This window comes from Erythrobacter sp. WG, assembly GCF_026586795.1.
Classification (GTDB): Bacteria; Pseudomonadota; Alphaproteobacteria; order Sphingomonadales; family Sphingomonadaceae; genus Erythrobacter.
The window spans coordinates 44,109-62,037 of sequence record NZ_JAPFGY010000021.1 but is presented as its reverse complement, the minus strand read 5'-3'; the positions used below and the strand labels follow the sequence as shown (position 1 = coordinate 62,037).

Genomic DNA, 17,929 nt, shown 5'->3' with positions numbered 1-17,929 from the left:
CCCGCCGCCCGACCCAGCGCCGCGCCCGCCCCTTCGCGCCCGGCGCCTGCGCGGCCTGCCGGCGGCAGCCGGATCGGCGACGATTTCCTCGAGGGCAGGGGCTCGTCCACCACCACGCAGGAGACGCGCGCACCCGCAGCCCGGTTCGGTTCGGCCGAGCGCGCGGCGCTGTCGAGCGCCATCACCCGGCAGCTGCGCCCCAACTGGAGCGCGCCATCCGGTCTCGATGCCGAGCAGCTCGTCTCGACCGTCTCGTGGGAATTGAACCCGGACGGCACGCTCAAGGGCACGCCGCGCTGCCGCACCGATCCGGCGAGCATCACCGAAAGCAACCGTCCGCAGGCGGGCCTCCATTGCGAGCGCGCGATCCGCGCCGTGCAGCGCGCGGCCCCTTTCAATCTTCCCGACCAGTTCTACGATCGCTGGAAAGCGCTCGAGTGGCAATTCGACCGAAGGCTGTGACATGACCAAGAAGCTGACCCTGCTCCTTTCCGCCGCCCTGTTCGCGAGCCCGCTGGCCGCACAGGACCTCGGCGCACCGATCGGCGCCGAACAGCGCGTCGAGCGCGTGCAGGTCGAGGGCCAGGACGATGCCGAAGGGCCGCTGCGCGGCACCGTGACGGACGAGAGCGCGTGGTCGGACATCGGCATCGCCATCCCCGCCTTCGCCACCGACGCGAACCGTCCGACCCCGGCGAACGAGGCGGGCACGGCGGCACTCGGGCGCGAGATCTCGCGCGTCATCACCGCCAACTTGCGCAACAACGGCTTGTTCAAGCCGGTCGGCCCCGACAGCCTGCCCGCGCCCGGCTTCCCGCAGATCACCGCGCCCACCTTCGATACCTGGAGCGGGCGCGGCGCCGAGATGCTGGTGCAGGGCTATGTCCGCGCGCGCGAAGATGGCCGGCTGGTGGTCGGCTGCTATCTCTACGACGTGCAACTCCAGAACCAGCTGGTGCGCGAAGGCTGGGTGGTCGCGCCCGGCGACTGGCGGCGCGCGGCGCACAAGTGTTCCGACCTCATCTTCTCGCGCCTCACCGGCGAGAGCCCGTTCTTCGACAGCCGCATCGCCTATATCGCCGAGACCGGCCCCAAGGACCGCCGCGTGAAGCGCCTTGCGGTGATGGACAGCGACGGCGCGAACCACCGCTTCCTGACGCTCGGCAGCGCGACCGCGCTCACCCCGCGCTATTCGCCCGACTATTCGAAGATCCTCTACCTCTCCTACGTCGACGGCAATCCGCGGATCTATGTCTACGACATCGGCACCGGCAAGCAGACGCTGGTGACCGAGAACAGGAACCCCACCATCGCCCCGCGCTGGTCGCCGGACGGCAGGTTCATCCTCTATTCGATGGCGGTTGCCGGCAATACCGACATCTACCGTGTGCCGGCCACGGGCGGCGCAAGCGTGAAGTTGACCGACAACCCCGGCATCGACGTGGGCGGCTCCTACTCGCCCGACGGCACCAAGATCGTCTTCGAGAGCGACCGTTCCGGCAGCCAGCAATGCTACATCATGAATGCCGACGGGACCGACCAGCGCCGCATCAGCTTCTTCGGCGGGCGCTGCGCTACGCCCGAATGGAGCCCGCGCGGCGACCAGATCGCCTTCACGCGGATCGCCGGCAACTTCAACATCGCGGTCATGAACACCTCGGGCGGTGGGCTGCGCACGCTCACCAGCGGCTGGCAGGACGAGGCCCCGACCTGGGCGCCCAATGGCCGCATCATCCAGTTCTTCCGCACGGAACGAAATACCGGCCGATCGGGTATCTGGCAGGTTGACCTCACCGGCCAGAACGAACGCCGCCTGCCGACTCCGGTCGATGCCTCCGACCCTGCTTGGGGGCCGATCCGTCCCTGACAATCACGTGAAAGGAAAACAGCGATGAACACGAAGATTGCCATGATCCTCTTGCTCGCCTCGGCCACCACGCTTTCCGCCTGCGCCAAGAAGGCGCCCGCCGAACTGCCCCCGGCTCCGCAGGAAACTGCCGCGCCGACGCAGACAGGGCCGCAGGTCCAGCCCGCCGGTCCGCAGGTCGGCACCCAGGCGCATTTCGCGCAGGCCGTCGGATCGTCGACGACGATCTATTTCGACACCGATCGCTACAACATCGATTCGCAGGATGCCGCCGCCCTCCAGGCGCAGGCGCAGTATTTCGCGCGCTTCCCGCAGCTGACCTTCACCATCGAGGGCCACGCCGACGAGCGCGGCACGCGCGAATACAACCTTGCGCTGGGCGAGCGCCGCGCCAATGCGGCCAAGGCCTATCTCGTCAGCCTCGGCGTCGATTCCAACCGCATTTCCGTGCTGAGCTACGGGAAGGAGCGCCCGGTGGCGCTGGGCAGCGACGAATCCTCGTGGGCGCAGAACCGCCGCGCCGCGAGCGTCATCATCAACTAGGCATCAGCCCTCGAGCAGGCCGGACGCAAGTTCGGCCTGCCGGGCCACCGGGGCAAGCTCGACCCCGGCCAACTCGCGCGCCGAGGTGACCACGCACAACCCGGCGAGCGCGAGCACGCAGAACAGGCTGGAAAGGGTCAGTTGCTGGCTCATGGCGGTCCGTCCTTGCGCAATGCAACATTTCACATTGCAACCGGTTCCCGTATTCTCACGCCTTCCCATTCGTTGCCACAGCGCCTAGATTGGCGGCGTGATCCCATCGACCAACAGCATGATGCCCAGCGCGCCCGGACGCGGCCGATGAGCCGCGCCGGCCGGTCGATGGACTGGGGCTTCCCGCGCTGGCGGGGCTACGGCTCCTCGCAGGAAGCGGCCAACGTGCGCATCTGCGACCGCCACGGCTGCGACGAGCGCGGCGATTGCCCGGCGCCCAAGGCGCCCAACAGCCGCGACCGGTGGTATTTCTGCCAGAAGCACGCCGCCGAATACAACGCCAAGTGGGACTACTTCGAAGGCCTCGACAAAGCCGAGAAGGAAGAGCGCGCCCGCGCCGAACGGCAGGAGAGCGCAGGCTTTGCCGAAAGCGCCCACTATGGCTGGGCGGGCTCGGGTGACGGATCGCGCTCGGCGGACGAGATGCGCGCGCTGGAGGTGCTCGGGCTCGAGCCCGATGCCGATTTCGCCGCCGTCAAGAAGGCCTACCGCGCGCGCGCCAAGGAAGTGCATCCCGACGTGAAGCCCGGCGATGCGGAGGCGGCGAAGCGGTTCCAGCTGATCCAGACCTCGTATGAAGTCCTGCGCGCCGCCGAGGAGCGGCGCGAGTGGCGGGGGTAGGAACCAACGGCATGGGGCTATCGTCTAATCCCCCTGCGGCCCCGCGAACCCCCTGCCGGCCGACATGATCTGCGGATCGGGGTTGTCGTTCCACCACGGCACGTCGGTCCAGGGGCGCACGTCGAGTTCGTGGGTCCAGCAACTGCGCGGTTGATGGGCGAGATGCCAGTAGGTCTCGGCCAGCGCCGCGGGGTCGATCACCCCGTCGGCGCCCTTGGCCTGCTTGAACCCCTCGAACCTGTCGCCGAGCATCTTTCCCAAGGTGTCGGGGGCGTCCACCGCGCCGTCCACCACGACGTGCGCGACATGGATGCCCTTGGGGGCGAACTCGGCGTTCAACGTCTGGCACAGCATCCGCCGCCCGCCCATCGCCGCCGCGTGGCTGTGCTGTCCGGCATTGCCGCGCACCGAAGCCGTCGCCGACGTGACGATGAGGGTGCCGTGCGGGCCGCCGTCGCGGGTCCGCTCCACCATGAGCGGGAACAGCGCGTGGGCGAGGCGGAAGAGGCCATAGGTGCCGAGCCGCCAGCCGAGCTCGAAGATGCGGTGCGGGGTCTCGTCCAGCGCGCGGGTCCCGATCTGCGCGCCGAGGTTGTAGAGCGCGCACGCGATGGGGCCGATCTCGGCCTCGGTGCGCGCAACCAGTTCCTCGATGGTGCCGTCCTCGGCCGCGTTGAGAAGCGTGCCGGAGGCAGAGCCGCCTGCCGCCTCGATGGCGGCGACCATGCGCTGGAGGCCCGCCTCGTCCGAGCGGCGCGCGAGCACCGCGTGGTAGCCCCCGGCGGCAAAGCGCAAAGCGGCGTTGCCCCCGATCCCGGCGCCCGCGCCTATCACGAGGAACACGGGTTTGCGGCTGTCGGTCATGATGTCGTTCTCCTCCCACCCCCAACCCCCTCCCGAAGGCGGGAGGGGAGCGAGACCTGCCAGGTTGCTGGCTAGTCGCAGCGGGGCGGGCCGAGCAACCTAAACGTGTTCGAGCGCCTGTTCGAAATCGGCGATGAGGTCGCCCGCATCCTCGATCCCGATGCTGATGCGCACCAGGTTGTCGGTGATGCCGAGCAGGTCCTTCCTCGCCTGCGGGACCGAGAGGTGGGTCATCGAGGCAGGGTGGCTCGCCAGCGTCTCGGTCCCGCCGAGGCTGACGGCGAGCTTGGCGATGGTGAGGTTGTCGAGGAAGCGGAAGCACTCCGCCTCGCCGCCCTTGATGAAGAGGCTGAAGGTCGAACCCGCACCGAGGCAATGCCGCTCGTAGATGTCCTTCTGCCGCGCGTCCTCGATGAAGCCCAGATAGCCGAGCCCATCCACCTTCGGGTGCGAGCGCAGGAATTCGCAGACCTTCGCCGCGTTCTCGCCCGCGCGCTGCATCCTGAGTTCGACCGTCTCGAGGCTGCGCAGCAGCATCCACGCGGTGTTGGGATCGACGATCCCGCCCATCGTGTTGCGCAGCGCCCGCACCGGCGCGATCCAATGCTTCGCGCCCGCGATGGAGCCCGCCACGAGGTCCGAATGCCCGCCGACATACTTGGTCAGCGAATAGGCGACGATGTCGGCGCCATGCTCCAGCGGGCGCGACCACAGGGGCCCGAGAAAGGTGTTGTCGATGGCGATGGGCGTGCCCGGGATGGCGGCATCGCGGGCACCCTGCACCGCTTCGACATCGACCAGCGCATTGGTCGGGTTGGCGGGGCTCTCGAGGTAGATCATCGCCACCTTGCCCCCGCGCTCCTGCGCCTGTGCCTTGGCCCGGGCGAGCACCGCGTCCAGCTCCTCGCGGGTCGCGCCGGCCGGGAAGTCGACATAGGTGACGCCGAATCGGCTCAGCACCTTGGCAACGAAGCCTTCGGACGCGGCATAGAGCGGCCCCGAATGGACGATCACGTCGTTCTGGCTGGCATAGGCCATCATCAGGATGCAGATCGCGGTCATCCCGCTGGAGAAGGTCAGCGCGTCCTCGGCCCCGTCCCACACCGCGAGGCGGTCTTCGAGGATTTCCTGGTTGGGGCCGTTGAAGCGCGAATAGACGAGGCCCTCCGCGCCGCCTTCGCGCAAGCCCGTGATGCCCTCGAAATGGCGCTTGCCGGCGGCCGCGCTTTCGAAAGCGAAGGTGCTGGTCAGGAAGATCGGCGGCTTGAGCGAGCCTTCGGAGAGGACGGGATCGAATCCGTGGCCCATCATCAGCGTGGCGGGGCTGAGCGGCCGGCCGTTGATCTCGCGCCGCTTGGGCTTCGGTTTGCGGCGGGGGGTGGGGGTGGTGACGGCATCGACGGCGTCGGTCATGGCAACGCTCCTTCCTATGGCTCACGCTCCCAGGAAGGCGGGAGCCGGTCGCGACAAGGCAGGGCGCCCGTTCCTAACCTCCGCAGGAACGCCTCTCCGCTGCCGCCGCTGTGCTGGGCGGGAGGTATCGCGCGCGCACGATCCTTTCAAGCGCAGGTCCGAAGATTTCAGACCAGCGCCGCGATGAACCACACCACGCCGACGATGAGCAGCGCGCCTGCCACGTCCAGCAGCGCGCCCGCCGTCACCATCCGCCCGATGCGGATGCGCCCGGTCGCCCAGGCGATCGCGTTGGGGCCGGTGCCGGCGGGGAGCATGAAGCCCCAGCTCGAGGCGAGCGCGGCGGGGAGGGCAAGAAGGATGGGATCGGCCCCCAATGCCACCACCAGCGCGCCGACGACGGGCACGATCCCCGTGGCGGTGGCGACGTTGCTCGCGAATTCCGTGACGACGATCACCAGCGCCACCACCGCCAGCGCCACCGCGATCAGCGGCCAGCTGGCGAGCGGCAGCAGCGCCTGCCCGGTCCAGTCGGCAAGGCCCGAGGCCTGCATCCCGGCCGCCAGCGCAAGGCCGCCGCCGAACATGAAGATCACGCTCCACGGCGCCCGCTCGGCCTCCTGCCAGACCAGCAGCGGACGGCCCGTGCCGTCGGGGAGCAGGAACAGCGCGAGCGCCGCGATCACAGCGATGGTGCCGTCGGTCCACGATCCCGGCGGCAGCAGCGGGGCGACCAGCGGCTGGGTGACCCAGGCAAGGAAGGCGAGGACGAAGATCGGCACAAGGCGCAGCTCGGGCGCGGTCCAGCGGGCATGGGCATCGATCGCGGCGCGCGCGGCGGCGATGTCGAACGGGTGCGCCGCCACCCGCTCCACCCGGGCGATGATCCAGCCTGCGAGCGGTACGCCGAGCAGCACCATCGGCACGCCGTAGAGCGACCATTCGAGAAAGGTGATCCGCACGCCGACGATCTTGTCCAGCAGGCCCACGGCGATGGCATTGGTGGGCGAGCCGACGATGGTGCCAAGGCCTCCGATGCTCGCCGCGAAGGCGACGCCCATGGGGAGGGCGCCCGCTATGCCATCCTGCTGGATTCCTTGTTGCCCTACCGCTTCGCTACTTGAGGGCGCGTCGCCCTCGGCGTCAGGCACGCTCCCGCCGCCTTCGAGCACCGCCAGCGCCATCGGCATCATGATGAGCGCGGTCGAGGTGTTGGAGATGAACATCGAGAGCAGCGCGGCGGCGATCATGAAGGCGAGCAGCAGCCGCCCCGGTCCGCCATTCGCCCCGACCGCGCGCAGGATAGCGAGGCTGAGGCGCCGGTGCAGCCCGGTGCGCTCGATCGCGAGCGCGATGAACGCCCCGCCCAGCAGCAGGAACAGGATCGGCGAGTAATAGGTCGCCGCCGTCGCCTCGGCACTCGAGACGCGGGCGAGGGGGAGGACGATGAAGGGAAGGAGCGCGGTGACGGTCAGCGGCACCGCCTCGGTCATCCACCAGGCCGCCATCCAGACGGTGAGGCCCGCGACGGCCCAGGCGCCTGCGCTCATCCCGGCAGGCGGAGCGAGAAGGAGCGTCAGCGCAAAGGCCAGCGGCCCCAGCGCAAGGCCGATCCGGCGTGCGATCATGCGGTGCGCTCTCCCCCGTGCATCGGGCGAGGGCGTATCAGCAGGCACGGCGGAACCGCAAGCCGCAGCGGGATGAGGGGCAAGGAAAAGGGGCGGAAACCGCGCGGCCCGCCCCTGTCCGATTCGTTGCCGGCCGGGTGCCTACTTCGGCGCGAGCACCATCAGCATCTGGCGGCCTTCGAGGCGCGGGAAAGCCTCGACCTTGGCGTATTCGGCGACGTCGTCCTGCACCTTCTTCAGAAGGTCCATCCCGAGGTGCTGGTGCGCCATTTCACGGCCGCGGAAGCGCAGGGTGATCTTCACCTTGTCGCCCTGGTCGATGAACTTGTGGACGTTGCGCATCTTCACGTCATAATCATGCGTGTCGATGTTCGGACGCATCTTCACTTCCTTGATGTCCTGCGTCTTCTGCGTCTTGCGCGCGAGGTTCGCCTTCTTCTGCGCCTCGTAGCGATATTTGCCGACATCGAGGAACTTGCACACCGGCGGGTCCGCGTTGGGGGACACTTCGACGAGGTTCAGGCCCTTTTCGTTGGCCTGTTCGATCGCTTCGCGGGTGTACATCACGCCCAGGTTTTCGCCTTCATCGTCGATGACGCGGACCTTGGGGACGTTGATCATGAAATCGTAGCGAGGGCCGCTTTTGACGGGCGGGGCCAACGAGCGCCGGGGTGGACGAGATATGGGGCATTCTCCTGAAGTCGTGTCTGGTGGCGGCTATGTAGTGCGAAACCGAAGGCAGCGCTAGGTGGAGTCTCACGCCGCTGCCTGCCACAGCGGGAAGCGCGCGATCTTCCCGCCGGCGGGCATCAGCGCCTCGATGCGGCGGGCCGGTTGCAGCGCGCCGAGGATCTCCGGATGGCCGGCATCGAGCCCGCCGGTCAGCGAGCCGAAAGCGGGGAGGATCATCCGATCGCCCCCGCCGGCGCTACGACCGAAGACGGCGCAGGGCCGGGCGATGTTGCGGTTCCTGACGCTGATCCTGAGCTTGGGATGATAGTGGCCGGACAGCTCCGGGGCGGTCTCTCCGGGGCGGGCCTCGTGGCGCAGGATCACGCCGCCGATGGCGAGTTCGGGCAGGATCGTGCCGCCGAAGCCGCGTGGCAGCGCCTCGTCGTGGTTGCCGGTGATCCACACCCAGTCGAGCGCACGGGTCAGCGCCTCGAGCATTCCGCAAGCGTGGGGATCAAGCCGCAGCGCGCCCGCATCGTCGTGGAAATTGTCGCCCAGCGTAATGACCCGCCGTGCGCCGGTCGCTTTCACGGCGTCGGCCAGCCGCTCGAGCGTGTCGCGGCTGTCGTAGGGCGGCAGCATCTGGCCCCTTGCGGCAAACCAGCTCGCTTTCTCCAGGTGGAGGTCGGCAACCAGCAGCGCCCGCTCCGCCGGCCAGTAGAGAGCGCGCGCGGCCCCGAGGGCAAGCTCGTGACCGGCGAAGGCGAAGGGGGCGAACATAGCGCGAACCATCGGGCTGCTGTGGCTGATGCCCAAGTCTCGCACAACTGAAAATTTCCGTTCGGCCTGAGCTTGTCGAAGGCCTGCCCTTTCTTCTATCGGACAGGCAACAGGAAGCGCAGCCCTTCGACAAGCTCAGGGCGAACGGGAGGGTGGCTGAACATGGATTGGTCGGACAAGAGCGCCGAGGCCCGCGCGTGGTTCGAATCCTTGCGCGACCAGATCTGCGCCGAATTCGAGGCGATCGAGCGCGAGGCGGGGTCTGACGCCGCCTTCCAGTACACCGCCTGGGACCGGCACGAGGAGGGCAATCCCGATCCCGGCGGCGGGGTGCAGGGCCTCATGAAGGGCAAGGTGTTCGAGAAGGTCGGCGTCAACGTCTCGACCGTGCGCGGCAGCTTTGCCAAGGAATTCGCCGGCAGCATCAACGGGGCGAGCGCGGAGAACCCCGGCTTTGCCGCGACCGGCATCAGCCTCGTCGCGCACATGACCAACCCGCACGTGCCCGCCGTCCACATGAACACCCGCTTCCTCACCACCACCAAGGCGTGGTTCGGCGGGGGCGCGGACTTGAACCCGCCGATCCCCTACGCCGAGGACACGGCTGCCTTCCACGACGCGATGCGCGCCGCCTGCGATCCGCACGGGAGCGATTACTACGAACGCTATGCCAAGTGGGCGGAGGACTACTTCTACATCCCCCACCGCAAGGTCCATCGCGGTGTCGGCGGGATCTTCTGCGACCACCTCGAATGCACCGACGATACGAGCTTCGCGGCGAACTTCGCCTTCATCCAGGACATCGGCAAGCAGTTCCTCGAGGTCTTCCCCGCGATCGTCAGGAAGCGCATGAACCAGCCCTTCGATGCGGCGGACGAGGCGCAGATGTTCGAATTCCGCGGCCGCTATGCCGAGTTCAACCTCGTCTACGACCGCGGCACGATCTTCGGCCTCAAGACCGGCGGCAACATCGACGCGATCCTGATGAGCCTGCCGCCCAGAGCGACGTGGTCATAGCGCGCGACTAACCGGCCGAGACCACCCGCTTGCGGAACCAGTCGGCGAGTTCCTCTTCGGAAAGTTCGCCTGCGGCAAGGGCGATGACGATGTTGATGGCCTCGACCTTGTCGAAGTGGATTTCGACCCCGTTAGCCATGAGGAAGAGGCGGGCGAAAATCCACGCTGTGCGTTTGTTGCCGTCCACGAAGGGATGGTTGCGGGCGATACCATAGGCATAGGCCGCAGCCAGGGCGACAAGATCGTCAGATCCATAGGCCCACTGGTTGATCGGTCGTGCCAGCGCCGACTCCAACGCACCCTCGTCCCGCACGCCGGCCCCGCCGCCGTGTTCGGCAAGCTGCCGGTCGTGGACCGCGTGTGCGATGCGGCTGTCGAGCCAGATCGGCTCCCGGCGTCCAGCCGTCATGCTACTTCGCGAGAACCTTGAGGATGTCACGGTCCTTGCGCATGATGCCCTCGGCCATATCCATCAGCATCTCGAAATCGGGATCAGAGGCTGTGACACGCAGGCCGTCCGCCGCTTCGGACACATAGACATCATCGCCAATGTCCACCCTGAGGCGTGCCAAGAGCTCCTTGGGCAGGATGATGCCGGCCGAGTTGCCGATGCGCGTGACCTTGATGCTGCGGGCATGATTTGACGGCTTGTTCATACATCGGTTATAACGCCCTTTCGCGCCGAGGACAACTCCGCCCTTGCCCCGTGATGCTGCGGCGCACATATTCCCCAAGATGCTCCGCCAATACGAACTCGTCGAGAAGGTCCTCGATTACGACCCCGACGCCGACGAGGCGATGCTCAACCGCGCCTATGTTTACACCGTGCAGAAGCACGGCTCGCAGAAACGCGCGAGCGGCGATCCCTACTTCAGTCACCCGGTCGAGGTCGCGGGGCTAATGACCGACCTCAAGCTCGACCAGGCGACCATCATCACCGCACTGCTCCACGACACCGTGGAAGACACGCTCGCCACCATCGACGACATCGAGGCCCATTTCGGCCCCGAGGTCGCGCGGCTGGTGGACGGGGTGACAAAGCTCTCCAAGATCGAGGCCATGCCCGAGAACGAGCGCGCGGCCGAAAACCTGCGCAAGTTCCTGCTCGCCATGTCCGAGGACATCCGCGTGCTGCTGGTGAAGCTTGCGGACCGTTTGCACAACATGCGCACGCTCCACTTCATCAAGAAGCCCGAAAAGCGCCAGCGCATCGCCCGCGAGACGATGGATATCTACGCCCCCCTCGCCGAGCGGGTGGGGATGTACGAGTATATGCACGAAATGCAGGCGCTGGCCTTCCGCGAGCTGGAGCCGGAGGCCTATGCCACCATCACGAACCGGCTCGAACAACTGCGCTCGCAGGACGGCGGGCAGGTCGATGCCATCGCGCTGAAGATCAAGCAGCGCCTTGCCGAGGCCGGGCTCAAGGTCGAGGTCTACGGGCGCGAGAAGCACCCCTATTCGATCTGGCACAAGATGTCGGAGCGCCATGTCAGCTTCGAGCAGGTCACCGACATCATGGCCTTCCGCGTCCTCACCGAAAGCGAGGAGGATTGCTACCGGGCGCTCGGCATCCTTCACACCACCTGGCAGTTCCTGCCGGGCCGCTTCAAGGATTACATCTCGACCCCCAAGTCGAACGGCTATCGGTCCTTGCACACCTCGCTGATGTACGAGAACTCGATGCGCGTGGAGGTGCAGATCCGCACCCGCGAGATGCATCGCCGCAACGAGTTCGGTCTCGCCGCGCACTGGGCCTACAAGCAGGGCGACCGGCCTGATGGCGAGGTGGGCTGGCTCAGGGACCTCATCGAGATCGTCGATGCCAGCCATGATGCCGAGGAATTGCTCGAGCACACCCGCATGGCGATCTATCAGGATCGCATCTTCGCCTTCACCCCCAAGGGCGCGCTGTTCCAGCTGCCCAAGGGATCGACCGCGGTCGACTTCGCCTTTGCGGTCCACACCAGGCTGGGGCTGGAAACGGCGGGCGTGAAGATCAACGGGCGCCATATGCCGCTGCGGACGCCGCTCGCCAATGGCGACGTGGTGGAGATCATCAAGAACCCCCACGCCAGCCCGCAGCTCTCCTGGCTCGCCTTCGTCGTCACCGGCAAGGCCCGCGCCGCGATCCGCCGCGCGGTGCGCATGAAGGAGCGCGCCGAGGTCGCCAGCATCGGCGCCAAGCTGTTCGACGAGATCTCCGCCCGCGTGCCCGCCAAGATCGGCAAGAAGGCGATCCGCGAGGCGGTGGAACGGCTCGGGATGGAGGAGCCGGACGACCTCATGTACGCGATCGGCGCGGCCAAGATCTCGGACCGCGCGGTGATGGAGGCGCTGGTCCCCGGCTGCACCGCCGGGATCGACGAGGACGAGGACTGGACCCGGCGCGAGCGGGCGATCTCGATCCGCGGCCTCACCCCCGGCGTCGCCTTCGAGCTCGCGACCTGCTGCCACCCCGTGCCCGGCGACCGCATCATCGGCATCCGCCGCAAGGGCGAGCCGGTGCTGGTCCACGCGATCGACTGCCTCGAGCTTGCGAGCGGCGTCGACAGCGACTGGATCGACCTTGCCTGGGGCAGCCGTTCGGTCGGGGCGGCGGGGCAGCTGTCGGTGACGATCTACGACCGGCTGGGGACGCTCGCCGAGATGGCGGGGATCTTCGCGCAGAACAAGGCGAATATCATCCGTCTGATGCAGTCGCAGCTCGATCCGCCTTTCGTGACCTACGACATCGAGGTCGAGGTGCAGGACGCGGGGCATTTGAACCGCATCGTTTCGGCCCTGCGCGCGAGCGACGCGGTGGCGCAGGCGGAGCGGCAGTAGCTTGGGCGTCATCGGGCTCGATCACATCCAGCTGGCGATCCCGGCGGGCGGCGAGGATCGGGCGCGGACGTTCTTCGTGGGGCTGCTCGGGATGGTCGAGGTGCCGAAGCCTTCGAGCCTGTCGCCGAGCGGCTGCTGGTTCACCGGCGGCGGCGCGGCGCTGCACATCGGCGTCGATCCCGACTTCCGCCCCGCTAGAAAGGCGCACCCGGCATTCCTGGTCGAGGATCTCGCCGGCCTGCGCGCGCGGCTGGTCGAGGCGGGCTGCGTGGTGCGCGACGACGCGCCGATTGCCGGCTACGCGCGGTTCTTCACCGAAGATCCCTTCGGCAACCGCATCGAACTGATGGAGCGCGCGGCCGGCTGATGCCAGGCGGCGCTTGGGGCAGCGTCAACGCGGCCTTGCCCGGGCCCAGACCCGGCCCAGACCCGGCCTAGACCCCTCCCAGACCCTGCTTAGACCCCTTCTTGCCGGGCGCTCTTGTGTGTTTCACGTGAAACACTGCCGGGGCTCACTGTCCGGCCACGACCCGCCGCACTGGCACCTTGATGTTGCATATGTCCGCGCCCCCTGCCGGAACGATGAAGAAGGGATCGCGCCGGTTGGCGATGGCCTCGGCATAGGCCGCGAAGGTCCCGCTCTCGGTCGAGAGGTATTCGAACTTCGGCTGCTCGGCAGGCGGCAGGTCGCTCGCCACCCGGACCGTCAGGATCGGGGTGCGCTTGTCTGCCTCTGCGGCGGTGTAGAACCCGAGATCGCCCGAACCCCGGGGGAGCGAGGAGAGGAACTGCATCCCCTCGACCACCCGCCCGACGAGCGCGATGTTGCGGTCGAGGTGCCGCGGCGCATGACCGATCACGGTGTAAAGCTCCGCGCCCGATCCCGTGTCGGGCGAGTAGTTCCGCCCGACGCCGACCATCCCGTAGCAGTGGGTGGGCCAGACCGAGGTGCGATCATGTGCGGCGGGAAACCCGTTCAGTATTCCGGGGTTCTGCGAGTAGGAATCCCTCAGCCGGAAATGGTCCGATCTGGGCCACCAGCCCTGCTTGGGGATGTTGTGGTTGCCGTTGATGTCGCAGCAGATGATGCTTGCCGGAGCCGCATACTCAGCCTGCGTCATCACCTTCAGCCCCTGGGGCAAGGGCTTCGGCTTCCCCGTCGCTTCCGGGTTGTCGTAATTGGGATCGCCCCACTGGGTGACGTAATTGTCCTGCACCCGGTTGACCGAGATGCCGTCGTACCACTTGGCCCGCGCCAACAGGCGGATGTTGTGCACCCAGCCTTGCGAGAAAGGCGCAGGGATAAGCTGGATCACCACCTGCCGCGGCTTGCCATCGGCATCGGGCGCGAGGGTCATCACCAGCAGGTCCTCGGCCGGGATCGGCGTCCAGTCGGCCCGGGGTGCAGCAGCGACGATCTCGGAAGGGGCGGGCGCGGCCGGCTTCGCGGCGTCCTGCGCGGCAAGCGGCACGGTCAGGGCGAGCGCAGCCGAGGCGGCCGGAAGCAGAGTTCTCATGGCCGCGCTTGGTGCCACCACGCGCCTTGCGAAGCAATCCATTCGCGGCTATCGGCCCCCCCTTGCCCTAGCCGGCAAACGGAGCAGTGGCCGAGTGGTCGAAGGCGCACGCCTGGAAAGTGTGTATACGTCAAAAGCGTATCGAGGGTTCGAATCCCTCCTGCTCCGCCACCCCTCGCTAATCGTTGAATTTTTCAGCTTAAATTGCTCGTGTTGCCACAACCGCTCCCCGAAGAAGGCAGTGCTTGGCCCTCGGAGCGACCAATGAACTGCATCGTCGGTTGTCCACCCGAAGGTGCGGGCATCGAGGGCTCTCAAGATCCCATCATTGCGATCTGATCGACGTCGAGCCTGTCAATCAGTTGCAGGCGGTCTTGATGGGTGCGTACCAGTGACGCTGGCATGACCAGATGGCTTCTGGCATCGACCCTGCCCTATCGCCGTTCGGAACGAGTGCCGATCGAATAAAGACCCGATTGACTTGTAACTCTGTTTGCCTAGAGCGCGATGTAACGTTGTAACATCTGGCGGACCGCGCGATCGGCAAGCTCGTTTTGCAACCTCAACCGGGCCAATCGTTAACGGGGAAATTTCATGTCGCTCTGCCGCACGCACGCTCTTGTCAGTGTCGCGATGCCTCTTTTGGGTCTCGCCGCGCCCGCCTTTGCTGAAACCCTGGAGGAGACCGCGCCCGAGAATGCAAGCGGCCAGATCACCGTCACCGCCACCCGGCAGGCCTATCGCGGTGAATTTGCCGAGCTGGAAATTCCGCAGGCCGAACAGGTCATCGGCCAGCAGCAACTGCGCGATGTCAATGCGCTCGATCTGGTCAGTGCGCTTGATCTTTCAGCTTCGGTAGCGCGGCAGAACAACTTTGGCGGGCTGTGGAATGCCTTTGCCATTCGCGGTTTCGCTGGCGACGAAAACCTGCCGAGCAATTACCTTGTGAACGGCTTCAACGCCGGGCGGGGCTTTGCCGGACCCCGCGACATCGCCGGGATCGAATCGGTGGAAGTGCTCAAGGGCCCCCGCGCCGCGCTCTTCGGGCGCGGCGAGCCGGGCGGCACTATCAACCTCGTCACCAAGCGCCCGCGGTTCGAGACCGCAGGCGAAGTCCGCATGATGGGCGGATCGTTCGATTTCTGGCGCGGCGAGGCTGATGTCCAAACCACGCTTTCGGATGCCGTCGGGGTGCGCCTTGTCGGCTTCTTCGAGGATGCGGGCAGTTTCCGCGACACCATCGAGACGCAGCGTTACGGGTTCATGCCGTCAGTCGCGATCAAGTTCTCTGACGCGACCCGGCTGGTGTACGAACTGGAATATGCTCGCCAGGAAGTTCCGTTCGATCGCGGGGTGGTGGCGATCAACGGGGATGTTGACGCGGTGCCACGCAGCCGTTTTCTGGGGGAGCCGGGCGATGGGCCGAACATTGCGAAAGTCTTCGGCCATCAAATCGAATTGCAGCACGATTTCTCCGACAATTGGAGCGCCCTGTTCGGGGTCAATTACCGCGATACGGAACTGAGCGGTTTCTCAACCGAGGCAGAACTCACCGGCAGCCGCCAGCTGTTGCTGCGCGATGGTCGCACGCTCACCCGCCAGCGCCGTTTTCGCCAGTATGATGCCGAATACTTCGTCGCGCGCGGCGAGATCGCTGGCAATTTCACGAGCGGCGATATCGGCCATCGGGTCCTGATCGGCGTCGACACCGACCGGTTCGAAAACGATCAGGTGTTCCTGCGCGTCCGCGCGCCCAGCCTTGCGACCAATCCCAGCCAGCAGCAATTGCAGGCCATTGATGTGTTCAATCCGGTCTATGGCCGCTTCCCGCCCGCAACCCCCGGCCCGCTGACTGACCGGGTCGAGGTGCAGAAAAGCACGGGCATCTATGGCCAATACCAGATCAGCTTCAACGAAGCCCTGCAGCTGCGCATCGGCGGGCGGTATGACGATTATTCGCAGGCCGTCACTAATCGCGCCAATGGCCGCATCACCCGTTTCGCAACCGACCGTTTCAGCCCACAAGCGGGGCTGGTCTATCAGGTGACGCCGCAAATCGCGTTCTACGCCACCTATGGCGAGAATTTCCGCCCGCTGTCGGGCACTGATTTCGGCGGCAATGCCTTCGATCCCAACCAGTCCGAAGCGATTGAGGGCGGGGTGAAGTATGCGTCCCGCAATGGCCGCCTCAGCGCTACGGCGAGCGTGTTTTCGATCCGCCAGTCGAACATTCTGGTGGCCGACCCGGTCAACGCCGATTTCCAGATTGCGGCGGGCGAAGCGAGCAGCAAAGGATTCGAATTTGACATCAACGGGCAAATCGCGCCGGGCCTCGATCTGTGGGTGTCCTATGCCTATGTCGATGCGCAGGTCGATAACGCCGTGGCCGACCCAAATTTCGGCCTGCCGGTGCCTGCGGGCAGCCGCTTGCTGAACATCCCCGATCATACCCTGAACGTGCAGCTGGCTTACACTGCACGAGTGGCGGAGCGCGATGTTCGCTTTGGCGGCGGAGTTCTCCATGTCGGCAATCGCCTGGGCGAAGTCGGGCGCGATTTCGATTTGCCCGCCTACACTCTGGCGCGCCTGTTCGCCGAAGGCGAGATCGGCGGCGGGGTGCATTTGCGCGCCGATATCGACAACCTGTTTAACACCCGCTGGTTCGCCAATTCCTTTTCGCAATTGTGGCTGCTGCCCGGAAGCCCCCGCACCGCGCGGGTGACGGCCAGCTACAGGTTCTAGAGGCCAGCCGATGACGATCAGGCTCGAAGCGCAATCCCTTGTGATCGCGCGCGACGGCAAACCGGTGCTCGACGATGTCTCCTTCAGCGTCGCGGCGGGGGAGACCTATGCGCTGCTTGGCGGCAACGGGGCGGGTAAATCCACCACGTTGCTGGCCTTTTTGGGGTTTCTCACCCCTGCTGGCGGGCATGTGCGAGTGGAGGGGCGCGAGGTGCACGCCGATATCGCCGCCGCACGCGCGGCGATTTCCTATCTGCCTGAGGCGGCGACGCTTTATGGCCATCTGACGGCTTACGAAAACCTCGACTATTTCCTCGGCCTTGCCGACAAAGAGGTGAGCCGGGCGGCGATGGACGAAAGCCTCGATCGGGTAGCGCTGCCGCCTGAGGCAAGGGCGCGGCGGATGCAGTCCTTTTCGAAGGGGATGCGCCAGAAGACCGCGATTGCGCTGGCGCTGCTGCGCGAGACGCCGATCCTGTTGCTCGACGAGCCGACTTCGGGGCTCGATCCGGTGGCGATTGATGAATTTCACGCGATGGTTCGATCGCTCGCCGATCAGGGGCGCACCATCCTGATGGTGACCCATGACGTCTATGGCGCATGCCATGTGGCGGACCGGGTGGGCCTGCTGCGCGACGGGCGACTGGTGGGTAGCTTTACGGCCGGAGCAGAGGGCCGGATCGACACCGAAGCCGTCCATGCCGCCTTTGCCGGGCGCGCTGCGGCATGAGCCCCGCCTTCAGGATCGCGCGCGAGGAATGGCGGCTGTGGCTACGTTCGCGCATGGTGGTGGGCGCTATGCTGATCGTCGCGGTGCTGATCGCGGCCACCGGCGCGCTGACGCTGAACCGGCTGAGCACACAAGGCGTTCAGCGCGCCGCGCAGCAGGAGGCGGCCGAGACGGCGTTCTTCTCCCAGCCCGATCGTCACCCGCACCGCATGGTGCATTACGGCCACTATGCCTTCCGCCTGCCACCGCCGCTTGCCGTGTTCGATCCGGGAGTGGATGCGGTCACCGGGCAATCGATCTTCCTTGAAGGCCATCGCCAGAACACCGCGATGTTTGCCGATGCCAAGGCCTCTGCCAACATGGGCGGCTTTGCCGCGCTGACCCCGGCGGCGCTGTATCAACTGCTGCTGCCGCTGCTGCTGATCATCATCGGTCACGGCGTGGTGCTGCGCGAGCGCGAGAGCGGGACGCTCGCGGTGCTGCTGGCGTAAGGCCA

19 protein-coding genes and 1 tRNA gene are annotated in these 17,929 nt (G+C 66.6%); 11 read left to right on the top strand and 9 right to left on the bottom strand.

The genetic code is table 11. The features are described from left to right. The 3 genes from OPU67_RS11540 to pal form a co-directional block, all read left to right on the top strand. On the top strand, window positions 1–462 hold a 462-nt coding region (locus tag OPU67_RS11540), incomplete at its 5' end, for a cell envelope integrity protein TolA (RefSeq protein ID WP_267619687.1). 1 nt (window position 463) lies between these two features. Beyond that, window positions 464–1,867 (top strand): Tol-Pal system beta propeller repeat protein TolB, encoded by a 1,404-nt coding sequence (tolB, locus tag OPU67_RS11535; protein WP_267619686.1) that lies wholly within the window; start codon window positions 464–466, stop codon window positions 1,865–1,867. Window positions 1,868–1,891: 24 nt separating this feature from the next. Beyond that, window positions 1,892–2,410 carry a peptidoglycan-associated lipoprotein Pal gene (gene pal, locus OPU67_RS11530; protein WP_267619685.1) on the top strand — a complete coding sequence of 173 codons (519 nt, stop codon included), beginning with the start codon at window positions 1,892–1,894 and terminating at the stop codon, window positions 2,408–2,410. Between the two features lie 3 nt (window positions 2,411–2,413). Here the strand turns inward: pal and OPU67_RS11525 are convergent, their stop codons facing one another. Beyond that, complete coding sequence (locus OPU67_RS11525) at window positions 2,414–2,563, bottom strand: hypothetical protein (RefSeq protein WP_267619684.1); 150 nt, start codon at window positions 2,561–2,563, stop codon at window positions 2,414–2,416. A 147-nt stretch (window positions 2,564–2,710) separates the two neighbouring features. On the opposite strand from OPU67_RS11525, the gene OPU67_RS11520 reads away from it, so the two are divergent. Continuing rightward, the gene (locus tag OPU67_RS11520) at window positions 2,711–3,244 is read left to right on the top strand and encodes a J domain-containing protein (RefSeq protein WP_267619683.1); all 534 of its coding nucleotides are present in this window, start codon (window positions 2,711–2,713) and stop codon (window positions 3,242–3,244) included. Window positions 3,245–3,268: 24 nt separating this feature from the next. Here OPU67_RS11520 and OPU67_RS11515 read toward each other — a convergent pair whose 3' ends face one another. From OPU67_RS11515 to pdeM, 5 genes are all read right to left on the bottom strand, one after another. Next, window positions 3,269–4,108, bottom strand: a complete 840-nt coding sequence (locus OPU67_RS11515) for an SDR family NAD(P)-dependent oxidoreductase (RefSeq protein ID WP_267619682.1) — start codon at window positions 4,106–4,108, stop codon at window positions 3,269–3,271. A 99-nt stretch (window positions 4,109–4,207) separates the two neighbouring features. Then, window positions 4,208–5,521 (bottom strand): cystathionine gamma-synthase family protein, encoded by a 1,314-nt coding sequence (locus OPU67_RS11510; protein WP_267619681.1) that lies wholly within the window; start codon window positions 5,519–5,521, stop codon window positions 4,208–4,210. A 167-nt stretch (window positions 5,522–5,688) separates the two neighbouring features. Further along, window positions 5,689–7,149, bottom strand: coding sequence for an SLC13 family permease (locus tag OPU67_RS11505; RefSeq protein WP_267619680.1), 1,461 nt, complete (start codon window positions 7,147–7,149; stop codon window positions 5,689–5,691). A 141-nt stretch (window positions 7,150–7,290) separates the two neighbouring features. After that, window positions 7,291–7,770 carry a translation initiation factor IF-3 gene (gene infC / locus OPU67_RS11500; protein WP_267619679.1) on the bottom strand — a complete coding sequence of 160 codons (480 nt, stop codon included), beginning with the start codon at window positions 7,768–7,770 and terminating at the stop codon, window positions 7,291–7,293. 135 nt (window positions 7,771–7,905) lie between these two features. Next, window positions 7,906–8,613: a ligase-associated DNA damage response endonuclease PdeM gene (pdeM, locus tag OPU67_RS11495; RefSeq protein WP_267619678.1), complete on the bottom strand. Its 708-nt coding sequence runs from the start codon at window positions 8,611–8,613 to the stop codon at window positions 7,906–7,908. A gap of 150 nt (window positions 8,614–8,763) precedes the next feature. On the opposite strand from pdeM, the gene hemF reads away from it, so the two are divergent. Next, the gene (gene hemF / locus OPU67_RS11490; RefSeq protein WP_267619677.1) at window positions 8,764–9,618 is read left to right on the top strand and encodes an oxygen-dependent coproporphyrinogen oxidase; all 855 of its coding nucleotides are present in this window, start codon (window positions 8,764–8,766) and stop codon (window positions 9,616–9,618) included. Between the two features lie 7 nt (window positions 9,619–9,625). Here hemF and OPU67_RS11485 read toward each other — a convergent pair whose 3' ends face one another. After that, a complete protein-coding gene (locus OPU67_RS11485; RefSeq protein ID WP_267619676.1) occupies window positions 9,626–10,027 on the bottom strand; it encodes a type II toxin-antitoxin system death-on-curing family toxin in 402 nt (133 codons plus the stop codon). A 1-nt stretch (window position 10,028) separates the two neighbouring features. Then, complete coding sequence (locus tag OPU67_RS11480) at window positions 10,029–10,274, bottom strand: AbrB/MazE/SpoVT family DNA-binding domain-containing protein (protein WP_267619675.1); 246 nt, start codon at window positions 10,272–10,274, stop codon at window positions 10,029–10,031. A 79-nt stretch (window positions 10,275–10,353) separates the two neighbouring features. Between OPU67_RS11480 and OPU67_RS11475 the strand changes: the two genes are divergently transcribed. Next, complete coding sequence (locus OPU67_RS11475; RefSeq protein ID WP_267619674.1) at window positions 10,354–12,444, top strand: RelA/SpoT family protein; 2,091 nt, start codon at window positions 10,354–10,356, stop codon at window positions 12,442–12,444. A gap of 1 nt (window position 12,445) precedes the next feature. Then, window positions 12,446–12,811, top strand: coding sequence for a VOC family protein (locus OPU67_RS11470; RefSeq protein WP_267619673.1), 366 nt, complete (start codon window positions 12,446–12,448; stop codon window positions 12,809–12,811). A 145-nt stretch (window positions 12,812–12,956) separates the two neighbouring features. On the opposite strand, the gene OPU67_RS11465 is transcribed toward OPU67_RS11470, so the two are convergent. Next, window positions 12,957–13,961, bottom strand: a complete 1,005-nt coding sequence (locus OPU67_RS11465) for a peptidylprolyl isomerase (protein WP_267619672.1) — start codon at window positions 13,959–13,961, stop codon at window positions 12,957–12,959. Window positions 13,962–14,041: 80 nt separating this feature from the next. Here OPU67_RS11465 and OPU67_RS11460 point away from each other — a divergent pair. The 4 genes from OPU67_RS11460 to OPU67_RS11445 all read left to right on the top strand — a co-directional run bounded on the left by OPU67_RS11460 (window position 14,042) and on the right by OPU67_RS11445 (window position 17,924). Continuing rightward, window positions 14,042–14,132: transfer RNA gene (locus tag OPU67_RS11460), tRNA-Ser, on the top strand. A 423-nt stretch (window positions 14,133–14,555) separates the two neighbouring features. Then, complete coding sequence (locus OPU67_RS11455) at window positions 14,556–16,703, top strand: TonB-dependent siderophore receptor (protein WP_267619671.1); 2,148 nt, start codon at window positions 14,556–14,558, stop codon at window positions 16,701–16,703. 40 nt (window positions 16,704–16,743) lie between these two features. Beyond that, on the top strand, window positions 16,744–17,433 hold the full coding sequence (locus OPU67_RS11450) for an ABC transporter ATP-binding protein (RefSeq protein ID WP_267619670.1): 690 nt from the start codon (window positions 16,744–16,746) through the stop codon (window positions 17,431–17,433). Then, entirely contained in the window at window positions 17,430–17,924 is a 495-nt protein-coding gene (locus OPU67_RS11445; RefSeq protein ID WP_267619669.1) for an ABC transporter permease subunit, read from the top strand. Before OPU67_RS11450 ends, OPU67_RS11445 begins: the two co-directional genes overlap by 4 nt. The last annotated feature ends 5 nt before the right edge of the window (window positions 17,925–17,929 follow it).